At 73.2% G+C, this 14,030-nt stretch carries 10 protein-coding genes; all 10 read right to left on the reverse strand.

Going from position 1 to position 14,030, the window contains the following annotated elements; translation table 11 throughout:
- Positions 1-3: 3 nt before the first annotated feature.
- The 10 genes from ACQUFX_RS00850 to ACQUFX_RS00895 all read right to left on the reverse strand — a co-directional run bounded on the left by ACQUFX_RS00850 (position 4) and on the right by ACQUFX_RS00895 (position 13,999).
- A complete protein-coding gene (locus ACQUFX_RS00850) occupies positions 4-1,653 on the reverse strand; it encodes a hypothetical protein (RefSeq protein ID WP_428964116.1) in 1,650 nt (549 codons plus the stop codon).
- Positions 1,653-2,234: a hypothetical protein gene (locus ACQUFX_RS00855; protein ID WP_428964117.1), complete on the reverse strand. Its 582-nt coding sequence runs from the start codon at positions 2,232-2,234 to the stop codon at positions 1,653-1,655. The genes ACQUFX_RS00850 and ACQUFX_RS00855 overlap by 1 nt, the downstream gene beginning before the upstream one ends.
- Positions 2,235-2,873: 639 nt before the next feature.
- Positions 2,874-3,380 (reverse strand): hypothetical protein, encoded by a 507-nt coding sequence (locus ACQUFX_RS00860; RefSeq protein WP_428964118.1) that lies wholly within the window; start codon positions 3,378-3,380, stop codon positions 2,874-2,876.
- A 273-nt stretch (positions 3,381-3,653) separates the two neighbouring features.
- The gene (locus ACQUFX_RS00865; protein WP_428966817.1) at positions 3,654-3,884 is read right to left on the reverse strand and encodes a hypothetical protein; all 231 of its coding nucleotides are present in this window, start codon (positions 3,882-3,884) and stop codon (positions 3,654-3,656) included.
- Positions 3,885-3,994: 110 nt separating this feature from the next.
- The gene (locus tag ACQUFX_RS00870) at positions 3,995-5,020 is read right to left on the reverse strand and encodes a tyrosine-type recombinase/integrase (protein WP_428964119.1); all 1,026 of its coding nucleotides are present in this window, start codon (positions 5,018-5,020) and stop codon (positions 3,995-3,997) included.
- A gap of 422 nt (positions 5,021-5,442) precedes the next feature.
- A complete protein-coding gene (locus ACQUFX_RS00875; RefSeq protein ID WP_428964120.1) occupies positions 5,443-6,138 on the reverse strand; it encodes a hypothetical protein in 696 nt (231 codons plus the stop codon).
- A gap of 149 nt (positions 6,139-6,287) precedes the next feature.
- Positions 6,288-11,048: a DNA polymerase gene (locus tag ACQUFX_RS00880; protein ID WP_428964121.1), complete on the reverse strand. Its 4,761-nt coding sequence runs from the start codon at positions 11,046-11,048 to the stop codon at positions 6,288-6,290.
- On the reverse strand, positions 11,041-11,739 hold the full coding sequence (locus ACQUFX_RS00885) for a DNA cytosine methyltransferase (RefSeq protein WP_428964122.1): 699 nt from the start codon (positions 11,737-11,739) through the stop codon (positions 11,041-11,043). Before ACQUFX_RS00885 ends, ACQUFX_RS00880 begins: the two co-directional genes overlap by 8 nt.
- On the reverse strand, positions 11,736-12,215 hold the full coding sequence (locus ACQUFX_RS00890; protein ID WP_428964123.1) for a hypothetical protein: 480 nt from the start codon (positions 12,213-12,215) through the stop codon (positions 11,736-11,738). The genes ACQUFX_RS00885 and ACQUFX_RS00890 overlap by 4 nt, the downstream gene beginning before the upstream one ends.
- Positions 12,215-13,999, reverse strand: coding sequence for a DEAD/DEAH box helicase (locus ACQUFX_RS00895; protein WP_428964124.1), 1,785 nt, complete (start codon positions 13,997-13,999; stop codon positions 12,215-12,217). The genes ACQUFX_RS00890 and ACQUFX_RS00895 overlap by 1 nt, the downstream gene beginning before the upstream one ends.
- Between the last annotated feature and the right edge of the window lie 31 nt (positions 14,000-14,030).

Below are 14,030 nucleotides of genomic sequence, written 5' to 3' on the forward strand. Positions count from 1 at the left end.
TCCTCAGAACCCGACCGTGGCCAGCCCGCTCGTCTCCGACCATCCCGCCGCCGCCGGAACCGACATCGGCGGGGCTGGCGGCGGGGCGTCCGGGGTTAGCCCACCGTCCTCGATCGCCCGCCCCCGCGCGTGGTAGGCCAGCACCGCGGCGACCGCCGCGTCGATCCACAGCCCGTCGCCGCGCTTGGCCAGCTTCAGGTAGTGCTGGGCCAGGTCCGTTTCCTCGCCGGGGCGCAGCTTCTTCCGCGAGCCCTTCACGATCACGGCGTTCTTGACGTGCCGGGCCAGGTCTTCCGACCCGTCGTGGGTGATGTCGGCGGCGGCGGTCTGGAACCGCTCGATCGCGCGGTCCATGCGCTGCTCGACGTTCGTCGGGAACTCCAGCACCCGATCGCCGAAGTCCGCCGACCACAGGTCCAGGTAGTCCTGCCACCGGTACGGATCCGCGTACATCAGGACCACCTGGTAGGCGCCGAACGCCTCCCGGACCCGCCGATCCACCTCGACCCGGTCCACCCGCCAGTCCCGGTCGCCGCCCTTCGGTGACTCCCACACGCCGAGCTGGAACAGCCGGCCGTCGGACAGCCTGGCCGCGATCAGCGCGGTGGCGTCCCGGTTGCGAGAACCGTCGAACCCCAGCGCGATCCGGTCCCCGGGCCGGAGCTGGTCGACGCGGGCCTGCAGGTCCCAGTGCGTCGGATCGGCCAGCGCCGCCTGGCCGACGACGATCTCGTTGAGGAAGAACCGGCGCCGGTCGGACTCCATGTGCCGGGCCGAGCGGACCTCGTGGAAGATCCGGCCCCGGATGTTCACCCAGCCGCCGCGCTCCCGCGCCGAGTCGCCGTACTGCCGCAGCAGCTCCGCGTAGAGCGCCTCGTCGTCGGTGAGGCTCTCTACCCGCTGCGGCTCGACGGTGTCGACGTGCACCCGCTCGTCCCCGGCCTCAGCCGTGACCTGCGCCTCGCTGCCCTCGGTGGGGTCCCAGGCGTTCGTCAGCTCCAGCCACCGGCCGTCCATCCCGGCGACGTTGCGCTTCACCGCGCCCGCCACCTTGCGGAAGCCGCCCTGCAGGGTGAACAGGTGCGACTCCGTCAACGTCACGAACGTCATCGGCGCACCCAGGCGGGCCCGCGCCGACGTGGTCACCGGCTCGATCTTCCCGCCGCTGGGCAACTCCACCCGGGTCTGCCCGGCGTCCATGCCCGGCAGGTCGATCAGCGGCCCACCCCGGATCATCGACAGCAGGGGCCGCCACGTGTTGTCCGTCTGGTCCTCAGCCGTGCCCAGGCACACGATCAGCGGCGACGGGTACGGCGACCCCACCGGATCCCCGTCGCCGTTCCACCCGTCGAAGCGGGTCGGGCCCAGCGCCTCGGCCAGGATGATCGCCGCGCCGAACGGGTCCTTGCCCCACTTCTGCGACCTGCGCAGTTGCCCGCCGACGTACCGGAGGGCGTCCGGGGCCGGCCACGGGCCCGCGTGCGGGTACAGCCGGTAGAAGTGGACCAGGAACGTCCACATCTCGTCGGTGAGCCGGTACGGCTGGCCCATCCGGTAGCCGTCCGGGACGACGCAGTGCTCCTCGATCCACTCCCCGACGTCGTACCCGAGGGTCGGGAACTCGCCGTCCTCGGCCGGGCCGCGCCAGGGCATCAGCCGACCGCCTTGATCCGCCCGCGAGCCGATCCGGCCGCACGCTCCTGCCGCTTCTCGGCCACCTCATCGGCGGCGACCCGCCACCGCAGCCGCAGCATCGCCATCGGCGACAGCCCCAGCCGGTCCGACCACTGCCGGGCCTCCCGGGCCGCGTCGAGGTCCCCCAGCTCGGCGAGGACCTTGTGACGCACGTACTGGGCGACGTCCCGGGTCCAGCGCTGCCGCTCCCACTCCACGGCCTGCGGCAACGCCCACAACTCCGCCCACAGGGAGGTCTCCAGCTTCCGCTGCTGCCGGAGCTGCGCGTCCAGGATCGCCAGGCGCTCCCGGGCGGCGTCGAGCTTGCGCTCCAGGCCGCTCGCTTTCGCCGTGCCCTCTGCGTCGGCCAGGTCCGCCTCCAGCCCGGCGACCTTCGCCGCCGCCAGCTTCTTGCGGGTCGTGAGCACCACGTCCGGGGTCAGCGGCCACTTCGGAGGCGGGCCTTTTCGGCCCTCGGCGGGCAGCGCGGTCATCGACACCGTGGCGTTGCGGCGCACCCGGGCCGTCGGGTCCTTCGGAGGGGGGCCCATACCGGCCATGACGGATCACCTCCCGCTTCACCGTGAGTGACAAACAGGCGGGCGGTATGCATGGTTATGCACCATTGGGGGCACCCAGACCCGTACAGATTTCCAGCCCCCTGCCCCGGGGGTCCGGCAATTCGGACATCCTGGATTTTTTGAGCATGCATATCATCCGCATGACTGCATAACCATGCAGAGCGGCGGTCACTCACCGTGACGGTGGGATGGGTGGGGTCGCGTCGGCGTTACCCCGCACCTGGTTGCAGCGTACACCGCAGGTCCCACACGGCTCCGTACCGTGCGCCGGTCGCAGGTTGGACAGCGCGCTGGTCCCGCCCTTGGACTTGGGGATCACGTCGTCGGCCTGGTCTGCTCCCTCGTGGCCGCACAGCCAGCAGACCGTGGACCCGCCGAGCACGATCGCCCGGTTCCGTTCGTGCTCCGTGGTGTATCCCCGCTGCCGGGGGCCGGGACGGTTGCGTGTCCGGCCCCGGGCCAGCCGGCAGGGCTCGCACCTGGTGGCCTGGCTTGGTCGGCCGCAGTCGAGGCAGGGCTTGGCCACGGTCACCTCCGGCGGTGGTCGCGGGCCGGCCGTCACCGCCGAGCAGCCGGCCCGCTCTCCACCATCCCCGGGAAATGTCTGAGGTCCTCGGCTCAGGGCGCCCAGGCCAGGACGGTCAGGTTGGCGGAGGCGACGGCCAGGCCGGCGGTGACAGTGAGGACCGCGCCGGTGGTGGTCTGCGTCTTGAGCGCCACGGTGATCCGGCCGAGCAGCGAGGCGGGTATCGCCCAGTCCACGGCGTAGGTGGCATTGGGCATCGGGGTGCGCCAGGTGGCGGTGATGTCGGCGCTGGCTCCGAGGATGAGCGCGGGTACGACCGGGGTGGCGATCCGCATCGCGCCGACGGTGCCGGTGAGGCCGCGGTCGCCTTGGATGCCCTTCGGGCCGGTGATGGCGGCCAGGGCGACGAGGTCTGCCCAGGTGCCGCCCGTCTGCCGCCACTGGATAGCGGTGCCGGTGGCCCGCAGTTCGACGGACAGGCCGTCGGTGCCGTCCTTGCCGGGGGTACCGGGCGCCTGGTGCATCTGGTCGATGCTGGCGGCCATGCGGTTGATCTGCCGCCAGAGGGATGCCCGGTCGGTGTACATCCCGTCGTCCACGGTGCCTCCTCCCTGACTGGGTGGTGCGGGCCGGCCGGCCACCACGACGACCGGCCCGCTTCCCACCGCCCCCGAGGATGGTCTGTTGGCGTACCCGGCCCGACTTGCACGGGCTGCAGTCGCGAGGAGGCACCTGCCGTCCCGGCGTCAGGGAGAGCCTCGACGTGTGGCGGGCACGAGTCTGGGAAACGTGACAGCCCGGGGCGCGGGCGCTCTACCGGGCTGTGGACACACTCCTGCTACGGAGTGGATGTGTGAGAAATGATCGCGCGGTCAGGCGGCGGGCGTCAACTCGACGCCCCGCGCCGCGCCGGCCCGGCTGGTGCGGGTGAGCATCTCGACCTGGGCGGCCTGGTCGATGCGGTACCAGGTGGTGCCCCTGCCCTGGCCGGGTAGGTGATGGCCGGGCAGGAGTCCGTGGAGCCGGTCACCTGGGCGGCGGGAGCGGCGGGCCCAGTCGCGGACCCGGGCGGCGGTGATGTCCTCGCCAAGCCGGTGCGCGATCTGCGCGGCGGTGCCGTACTCCTGCCCGTTGTGGTCGAGGAGCGGGGTGTCGCCGGGGCAGCGGCCGGTGGGGGCGAGGACGGAGCCGCAGTGGGCGCAATGGCGGGTGGTCACAGGCCGATCCCGGCGGCCGGGTTCTTGCGCCACCGGTCGACCTCTTCGAGGTACCCGAACAGCGCGGCGCTACCCTCCTTCCAGCCGCCGTGCCGGGCGATCCGGACGAGGTCGGCGTCGGGTGCGGCGTACGCAGCGGTGGCGAAGCCCCGGCGCAGCGAGTGGCCGCTGAACGCGCTGGCGGCGTCGAGGCCGGCGGCGACGGCAGCCCTACGGATGATCGCGGCGACGGTCTCACCGGTGATGCGCCCATCGGGTGAGCCCTTGCCGGTGGCGACGTGCCCGAGCCGCCCGTGCCGGTCGATCCGCAGGAACAGTGGGCCGGACTCGCGGCCGTGGTGGGCGAGGGCGGTGCGCCACTGTTCGACGGCGCGGACGGGGCAGGTGGCGAGGTTGGAGCCGTAGGGGACGGCGACAATCCGGCCGGCGCCGTCCTTGTCGGTCTTGGAGATGCGGACGGTGACCTGGATGCCCTCGGCGTGCGGTTCCAGGTCGGTGAGATCCAGGGCGGCCAGTTCGGAGCGGCGGGCGCCCATGGCGAAGCCGAGGACGATGACGGCCCGGTCGCGGACGCCGACGAGGGTGTCGGGGTCGAGGGTGGCGACCATGGCCCGCAGCGCGGTGAGGGTGAGGGCCGGGGCCCGCTTGGTCTTCCCGCCGGCCTTGGCGTACCGCTTGCGGTAGCCGCGGAGCACCTCGCGGGCGCCGCGCCGGTCGACGGGGTGTCCGGCCGCCTCGTGGGCCTTGGCGATGGCGGCCATGGCGCGGCCGATGGTCGCGGGCGCCTTCCCGTCCATGGCGAGCGACGTGGCGTACTGGGCGAGGGTCTCGGCGGTGGCGGGCAGCGGGGTGCGCTCCTGGGTGGCGCACCATCTGGTGAAGCGATTCCAGTCGTCGCGGTACGCCCGCCGGGTGGTGGCGGGGGTGGCTTCGAGGATGAGCGCCCAGGCGTCTTCGGACAGGTGGGTGTCGCGTTCGGCGAGCGTCTGTTCGGCCGGGGCGAGGGCGTGAGATTCGCTCACCTCGTGTCCTTTCTGGTCTTTGAGAATGTCAGTTATCACGATGCAGGGCATGGGGGTTGTGGATCACACCCTTGGATGCCGGGTATCGGGTGCCTCAGTGGGCGACGGTGGGGACGAACCACGCTCCGCACGAGCAGAGGTGGTCGGCGCCGAACTTGCCGTCCCGGCGCTCGACGTGGCCGACGGGCTCGATGCAGACGCACACCTCGCCGCCGAGCTTCCAGACGGGTCCGGTTCGGGCACCACACAGCGGGGTGGGGGGTCGGGGTCAGGTCGGTCACGGCTTGCGGCCCTTGCAGTCCGGGCAGAGGTCTTTGCCGCCGGGGCGGCCGGTTGACCAACCCTGGCGGCGGAGGGCTGCACGGACTGCAAGGCCGGATCCGTAGTCGGGCACAGTGAACTCGCAGCCGTCGCAAGTGACCTCAACGATGTGCCGGACGGTCATGTCGATCTCTCTTTCCGGTTCGTGGGTTTCGTTTCGGCACGACCCCCGCGACCGCGCCGAGGACCCGGGCGCGCGGCCAGATGTGCGGGGCCCCCTCCACCGCGCCGGGCATCCCGCAGCGGCAGCCCTGGCCGGTGCAGGGCCGTCCGGTGGCGCACACGACGACCCAGGCGTCCACCGGCCCGGCGCAGAGCACCTGGAGTTGCCGCTCCCCGCAGTGCGGGCACTCGACGCCGGGCAGCGGCGTGGTGGCGGCGGGCATCCGGCAGGCGGCGCGCACCCAGGCGTCCTCGTCGGCCAGGTGAGCGGCGACCACCCGGGCGGTGCCGGGCTGGAGCGTCGGCAGGGCGGTGAGGATGCGGCCGAGGGCAGGGCCGTCGGGGCAGCGGAGGGTGTCGCCGAGCCAGCGGAGCCGGTGGTCGAGGCGGTCGAGAAGGTCGGCCCAGGTGGTGATGCGGGGCTCGCGGGTGCCGGCCCACTGGCCGGTGGGGTCGCCGTGGTCGCCGCTGGAGTGCCGGGTGCCGTAGGTGGGCGAGCGCAGTGCGCTGGCGGCGGCGAGGAGGCCGGCGTCGGCGAGGCGGACCTCGTCGCGGGCGAGCTGGGCGAGGCGGCGCCGGGCCTCCTGGAGGGACCAGGCGGCGGCGGTGGCGGCGAGGTGGTGCGGGGTGGTCAACGCGGTGCTCCTCAGACGTTGAGCGGGTTGCGGATGAAGCGGTGGAGCCGCAGGGCGACGGCGGTCTGGACGGGGGTGAGGGTGGGGCTGGGGGGGCCGGCGACGTGTCACAGCAGCTCCTGCGCGTGTGTGAGTGGAACCGGGGCGGGTCATACCGAGTCCCTCCAGGCGGCGGAGGGCTCGCTGGGTTCGGCCACGATCTGGATGCCGTACAGCTCCCGGGACATGCACCGGACCAGCTCGGCGGTGGCGAAGGCGGCGTCGGCCTCGGGGACCATGGCCACGATCTCGTCGTGCACGGGCAGGACCACGCCGCCGCCCCAGCGGGTCTGGTCCCAGGCGAGCAGGGCGTCCACGAGCAGTTCGCGGGCGGTGCCCTGGATGGCGTAGTTCGGGGCCTTGTGCGGGTAGTCGCGGGGCAGGTGGATGATCCGGCCGGCGTAGGTGGGCATCTGGGTGGCCCCAGACCGGACCATGCGCTTCATCTCGTCGGCCCAGGCCACGTACGCCGGGGCGATCTGGCGCAGCGCGTCCACGATGGCCTGCATGACGTCGGCGGTGACCCCGAGCTGGCGGGCGAGGCTCTCGATGCCGCCGCCGTAGGCCCAGCCGAACACGCCGCGCTTGGCGGTGTACCGGTTGGCCTTGGTCCAGCCGGGGCCGAAGGCGAGTTCGGCGACCATGGCGTGCAGGTCGACCCCCTCGCGGAGCTGGCGGATCAACTCCGGGTCCTGGCTGAGTGCGGCCATGACCCGGATCTCGACTCCGCTGAAGTCGGCGGAGACGAGGGTGTGGCCGGGGTCGGCGGTGATGCAGGCCCGGACCCCGCCCTCCCGGGGGAGCTGCTGGAGGTTGGGGCGGACGCAGGACATCCGGCCGGTGTCGGTGCCGAGGGTGTAGACGGTGGGTCGGGCCCGGCCGTCGCCCGCCTCGCAGAGGACCCGGTAGGGCTCCAGGAAGGTGGTCAGGACGGTCTCGTGGTGCCGGTAGTCGAGTACCGCGGCGATGAGGTCCCCGGCCGGGCCGGGGGTGCCCTTGAGGCCGTCGAGGACTCCGGCGGCCACGCTGGGCTGGCCGTTCGGGTGCCGGGTGCTCGGCTGGGTGCGGGGCAGGGTGACGCCCAGCTCGGTGAGCCGCTCGGCGAGCTGCCGGTCGCTGCCGGCGCTCTCGACACCCAGCGCGCGGAGCCGCTCGGCGGCGGCGTGCATGGCCGGGGTGTGGACCGCCTCCAGGTGGGTGACCTGGTCGCGGTCCACCCGCAGGCCCCGGTGGGCGACCCGGGCGGTGATCCGCTGCACGGCCCTCTCCCGCTCGGTGACGGCCGGCGGGGGCTGTGGGAGCCGGACGGCCAGGGCGGCGGTATCGAGGACGTCGGAGGCGGCGTAGCGGATCATGGTGGCGCACGTGGAGTCGACCTGCGCCCAGCCGGAGCGCTCCACCGGGGTGAGGGCCTTGGTGTCGGTCAGCCACCCGTGGGCCTTGAACAGCGCGGCGCGGGCCTTGTCCGCCTCCGGCGCGGTCGCCGAGTCGGCCAGCACCGTGCCGGCGAGCTGCTTGAGCCCGGGGTCGCTGCCGGTGCTGGTGGGGTCGGCGAGCTTGGCGGGGATGACCGTGTCGTACATCCGGTCCCACGCGGACTCGTCGAGCAGCCCGGCGTGGGCCAGGGGGACCAGGTCGGCGGTGGCCGAGTGGGCGTGCAGCCGGGGCGCGGCGGCCAGCGCGGTGCGGATGACCTGCGCCTGGGCCGGGTCATCCGGGTCGAGCACCACGGCGGTGTGCTCGTCGCCGAGCTGGACGGTGCGCAGCGCGGCGTTCGCGTGCCCGACCGGATACCCGGAGGTCTCCACGTCCACGGTCAGGGCCCCCGCCCGGCCGATGGCCTCGGCGACCACCTGGCCGGCGGCGGCCGGCGCGAGGCCGGTGATGGCCCCGGACCGGTCCACGGCCACGGGCAGCGGCACGGACTCCCCGGCAGCCGCCCGCCGGGCCTCGGCCCGCTCCACCTCCTTCTGGGCCGCCTTGGTGTAACGCCCCGTAGTCGGGTTGGTCTTGTAGGTGGGCCGCTTCGCCCCGGTGGAGGGTCGGGTGGTCTGTGGGGGGTTCACCAAACCCTCCACAGACCCCTGTTCACCCTGCTCAGAGGGAATTTGCGTAGAGGCAGGTGTGGAGGGTTCGCTACAACCTCCGGTTTCCGTGAGAATTTCCGTGTTTTTGTGATCTTGGACTTTTTTAGAGATTGTGTGTTGAGGGGGGAACAAACCCCCCACACCCTCCACACATCCCTCAGAAAGTGCCGACTGAGCTGGGGTTATGTCCCGTGGAGGGTTGGTAGTCGAACCCTCCACCAACCCTCCACCAACCCTCCACGCGGAGGCGTCCTGCGGGCCGGTGGTCGGTACCGGTGCGGTCGCAGCGGGCGGGGTGGTGCCGGGCATGAACCCACCACCGGCCTGCTGGATCCGTAGCAGCCTGTAGTTGCCGTCCCGTCGCTCGTCGGGGGGAAAGCCGAGTCGGGTGAGTTCCCGGCCCCACTTCGTCATCGTGGGCCGGGCGTTGTCCTTGATCCCGTTGTTGCGGCACCAGCCCACGAAGGACTCGTGCAGGGCGCTGGCTTTGGTGCCGGGGTCGTACGGCTCGCACAGGGCGTTCAGCCACTGCTTCACCGGGTCCTGTCCTGCCGCCAGAAGGTCGGCCCGGTTGCGGATGTGCTCGGGTGCGGCGGCGGTCATGGCGGTGTCGGGGTCGTCGATCCACCGGGCCGCTTCGATGATCATCTTCCAGAGCACGCCCGGCGCCTCCGCCCGCCAGGCCATGCCGCCGGTGTCGCCGATGGCCCGTCGGGCGGCCCGGACCGCTGCTTCGTCGCCCTCGCAGGGGATGAGGCGGACGCGGGCCCGGATGGCGGGGTCGGTCAGGGGCGGCTCGTCGTTGGCGGTGAGGACGAGGGTGTGGGTGGGGTTGAAGGTGACCGGGTCGGTGCGCATGGCGTTGCCGGTCAGTGCGGTGCCGCCGGTGAGCTGCTTGAGGCGCTCCTGCGCCCACCGGCCCTCCCGGGGGCCCTCGTCGATGAAGGCCAACCGCCGGCCGAGCAGGGCGTAGACGATGCTGGCGTGGGCGTTGTCGCCGTTGCCGAGCAGGCGGGGGTCGGCGGAGAGCGCGTAGGAGCCGAGGACGGTCATGAGCAGGTGGACGACCTGGCTCTTTCCGCGCCGTTCGGGGCCGAGCAGGATCGGCAGGGCCGCGTCGGGGACCCCGGTGACGGCGATGGCGAGGACCCGGATGGCCCAGGCGCGGACCTCGGGGTCGGGCCAGACGATCTCCAGGAAGTGGTCCCACAGCGGGGTGGGAACGTCGGCGGGGGCGACGGAGGCGCTGTGCAGGTGCGGGAGGGTGTGGTCGATCCAGGCGGGTACCGGCCGGTCGGTGCTGGCGCGTAGGTCCCAGGGCACCCCGCCGGCCCAGAGGATGCCGGGGTCGGTGTCGAGGTCGCTCAGGCGTAGGGCGCAGGGGTGGGTGCCGGCGGCGACGGCGGCGTTCATGGTGGCGGCGACCCCGTTGCGGCCGGCGGTCATCATGAGGCGCTTGCGGCGGTCGGCCTGGCGGCGTTCGTCGGTGCCCTTCTCGGCCTCGGCGTCGCCCCGGGGCATCAGCTCGGCCAGCTCGTGGACGGCCCACTTGGTGAGGTCACCCCGGACGTCCCAGCGGTCGGGTCCGCGGAGCAGCCAGGCGCCCGCGTCGACCGCGTAGCGCAGGACGGGGTGCATCCGGGCCAGGACGGCGGCGCTGATGCCGTGGTCGAGGTCGGAGCGGGGGTCCCAGGTGTGCGCGCCGATGACCTCGCGGACGGACCACGGGACCGCCTCGGCGGGTACCCCGAGCGCCGGGCCGGGCACGGAACTGCCGGGGGCGGCGGGGGCCCACATCTCGCCGCCGGAGAAGCAGGGGTCCCGGTCGACGGGTACGGCGCCGACCACAGTGACGGCCTTGCGGGCGGAGGTGAGCATCATCCGGTCGAACTCGTCCTCGCGGCCCTCGCCCGCAGTGAGGTCGCACCACTGTTCACGCAGCTCCAGCAGGGCGGTGGCCGCCCCGGGGTGGCCGGTGGCGCCGAGCTGGACGAGGTGGTGGGTTCGGGCGGTGGCGGTGTCGTGCCGGGATCCGGACGAGGCGGCCTGCAGTTCGCCGACGGCCTTGCGGGTGGCGTCGGCGACCTCGGCGCAGGCCTCGCGGTGGTCGCGGAGCAGGGCGGCCAGGAGGGTCTGTCCCCGGCCGACGTCGGAGGCGGCGGGTCCGGCCTCGGTGGCGCCCTCGCGCAGCCCGGCCACCCACGCCTCGGGCAGCTCCGGGAGTTCGGTGGGCTTGGGGACGGTGGCGCTGACCGCGCCGGTGGGGTCGTACCAGCGGTAGGGGGAGGCGTCGGCGTCCGGGTTGACCGAGGGCCACACCACGGCGTACCGGTGGTGGCGCTGGATAACCTCGATGGACTCGCCGAGGTTCGCCGCGTACCGCCCGGCCGGGACCCGGTAGAAGCGGATCCCCGAGGGCCACTCCCGGGCGCTGGAGCGCCAGGTGGGCGGCAGGGCCCCCCAGCGCTGCTCGTAGGCGGCCAGGGAGTCCGCGCCGCGCTTGGCCACGGTGGCGGTGGTGCCGTCGGGCAGGGTCTTGACCTTGTCGTAGTGGTCGACGTCGAGGCCGATCACGCCGTCGGGCATCCGCAGGGCGATCGACTGGTCGGCGTGGGTCCCGGACCAGGTGGTGAGGGTGGCGGGGTCGGTGTCCCGCCCGTCGGCGCCGGTGTACCCGACGGGCGGGGGCCACTTCGCGGCGACCGGCACCGGCAGGATGCAGGTCCAGCCGGCCAGGGCGTAGTCGACGACGCCGTCGGCGTAGGGGCGGGGGGTGTCAGGCATCGAGCCACGCTCCGCTGAGCAGGAGTCGGCCGACGTGCTCGGCGACGGGGGGGGCGACGGCATTTCCGAGGGCGGTAACCCGGTCCACCCGACCGGGAAGCCCATGAGCCACTCGACCCACTCCGGGTTCAGCGGGCCACCGACCCTCTCCGACAGCGGTCGGCCGGGCCGGTCCCACCCCGCTCCACGCCGGCCGTCCCGGGCGGTTGGTGTGGGCCAGGACGAACAGTCGGGGCCGTGGGTGTGACGCCCCCATCTCGCAAGCGCGGACAATTCCGGCACGGGCGGTGTATCCGAGTCGTTCGAGGTCTCGGAGCACGAAACGAAGTCCCCGGGTGCGGTGACCGAGGACGTTCTCCCCGATGACGAACCAGGGTTGGACGGCGTGGATGACTCGGGCCATCTCGGGCCAGAGCCACCGGTCGTCGTCGGTCCCCCGCCGCTTCCCTGCCAGGGAGTCCGGCTGGCAGGGATAGCCGCCGGCGACGACGTGCACCGGGGGTCGGGGCTCGCTGAGCCACCAGGCCACGGCGGTGCGGACGTCGTCATGGCGGGGTACCTCCGGCCAGTGTCGGGCGAGTACGGAGCGGCAGAACGGGTTGATCTCCACCTGACCGACGACGGTCATCCCGGCCCGTTCCAGGCCGAGGGAGAGACCGCCGATGCCGGCGAACAGTTCGAGGGTGTTCACCGGGCACCGGCCCGGCGGCTGAGCGGGTCGGCCAGGCCGAGGTCCCGGACGGCGCAGTAGAGGGCGTGCCGGGCGGCGTCGCGGGCGTGACGCATCCCCTTGGTGAGGTCGAGCAGTCCGGCGGCAGCGAGGCGGAGGTCGGTGGCCCAGGGCTTGACCTCAGCGGCAGACCTGGCGTAGACCCGTCGCCACTGTGCGCCCCGGGCCCACGCCTCCACCTCGCCGACCATGGTCCGCGTCCGCTCGCCGGCCGCCGCGCTGCTCGACTGCCCGGCCCGTCTGCCGACGACGAACCGCTCGTAGGCCACCACCTCGACCCCGGTCGCCGCGTTGATCCCCTCCAACACGGTGACCATCAGGCCGGGTGTCACCTGCAACGCCTGCTGGTCGACGAGCCGGGTGCCACGGTCGGTCACCTGGAGCTGGAGCCGGACGATGCCGGGGGTGGGCCCCGGGTCGATGCCGATGACGTACATCAGGCGGCCTTCCTTATGTCGGCGTGCCGTCCCCCGAGGAGCTGGGAGACGATGCGCTTGTCCTGGAGCAGGTCGGCCAGTTGACCGGCCTTGTCGTGCAGCACCGCGCGGATGCGGGTGTCGATGGTGTCGGTGGCCACGACGTCGATGACCTCGATGGAGTCGTGGATCTCGCTGCCGATGCGGTGGCAGCGGTCCTCGGCCTGGACGGCCTCGACGAGGGACCAGGGGCGCTGGAGGAACACCACGGTCCGGGCGGCGGTCAGGGTCAGGCCGACACCGCCGGCGCCGGTGGTGACGCAGAGCAGGTCGAGCTTTCCCTGCTGGAACGCCTCGACGGCCTCGCTGCGGGCCTTTGCCGACTGGCCGCCCACCACGTAGCCGACCTGGAGCCCGGCCCGGGTGGCCTGCTCACCAGCGAGGGCCATGAGCTGCCGGGACGGGGCGAACGCCACCACCGGGGAGCCGGGGCGTTCGGCGAGGACGTCGAGGAGGGCGTCGACCTTCCAGCTCGGGGCCCGCAGCTTGACCTCGGTGTGCTCGTGCAGTTCCCCGTCGGCGCCGACCTCGCGGGTGACCGTGACGTCGGCGGCGGCGCTGGCGAGCTGGTTCAGGCGGGTGAGCTGGGCCAGCACCGACATGACCGACAGCTCGGTGCCGTCGGGCAGCTCGGCCAGCATCTGGTGTTCCAGTTGGTCGTACGCCCGCCGGTACGCCGGGGGCAGGTCGACCTCGCGGACGCTGTAGACCTTCGGGGGAAGCTGGGTGAGCACGTCGGCCTTGGCGACCCGCCGGTGCTGGCCGAGCAGGGTGGCCCGGAACTCCGGCTCGGCGAGCTGGTTGAGGCCGATCACCCGGGCGCTGTAGTCGCCGGGGATGGTCTCGCAGTACCGAGCCTTCCACCTCTCGCCACTGGGCCAAGCCGTGGGGGCGAGGGCTTCCAGGGTGGGCCACAGGTCGCCGGGGTGGTGGGTGATCGGGGTCCCGGACAGGGCCACGAAGTTGTCTGCGCGTTTGGCCAGCCGGCGGGCGGCGATGGATCGGGCGGCGTGGCTCGATTTGATCAGGTGGCACTCGTCCACCACGACGGTCTTCGCGCCCAGCCGGTCCAGGGGCTTGCCCTTGGCGGCGTCCATCCGGGCGGTGTCGTAACTGGCGACCACGACGTGCGCCGCCGTGCCGGCCGGCCGGGCGGCCAGCCGCCGCCGGTGCTCCGGGGTGCCCCGCCACGCGGTGACCCGCCAGTCGGGGGCCCAGGTCCGCCACGCCTCCACCCACGGGTTCACCACGGACGCCGGAGCGATCACGATGATCGGCGCGACCGGGTGCCCGGCGGCGGCCCGCTCCAGCAGGCCCAGGATCGTGGTGATCGTCTTGCCCGCGCCGGGGTCGTCGAACAGCAGGGCCCGGCCCAGCTCGGCGATCATCCGGGCGCCCTGCACCTGGTACGGACGGGGGGTCAGCCCTTCGGGCAGGGTCACGGTCAGCTCGTCACCGGCCCGGGTGCGGCGCCGCATCTCCTCGGCCAGCCAGGCCAGCAGCCGGGGCCCGGGCCGCCACATCGCGCCGAACAGGTGGGAGAGCTGCACGACCGCCGCCCAGGTGGTGGGCAGGACGAGGGCGCCGGGCGGGTCGCTGGGCTTGATCAGCGGGGTGGCGAGCTGGAGCCGGGCCGCCATGTGGGCGATGGCCGCGTCGGGGCCGACACCGATGAGCACGATGTGCGCACCGTCGGCACTCAGCTCACCGTGGAGAGCGGCCGACGGAGGATCTACGTACGTCACGGTCACCTCCGTGGTAGGGAGTCGGGGAAGG

Origin of the sequence: Micromonospora fluostatini (assembly GCF_050410825.1) — a bacterium.
Lineage (GTDB): Bacteria > Actinomycetota > Actinomycetes > Mycobacteriales > Micromonosporaceae > Micromonospora > Micromonospora rosaria.

Bases quoted from the DNA above. Each gene is read 5' to 3' on its own strand.
- ACQUFX_RS00850 (WP_428964116.1), bottom strand. From the start codon at position 1,653: ATGCCCTGGCGCGGCCCGGCCGAGGACGGCGAGTTCCCGACCCTCGGG.
- ACQUFX_RS00855 (WP_428964117.1), bottom strand. From the start codon at position 2,234: ATGGCCGGTATGGGCCCCCCTCCGAAGGACCCGACGGCCCGGGTGCGC.
- ACQUFX_RS00880 (WP_428964121.1), bottom strand. From the start codon at position 11,048: ATGCCTGACACCCCCCGCCCCTACGCCGACGGCGTCGTCGACTACGCC.
- ACQUFX_RS00890 (WP_428964123.1), bottom strand. From the start codon at position 12,215: ATGTACGTCATCGGCATCGACCCGGGGCCCACCCCCGGCATCGTCCGG.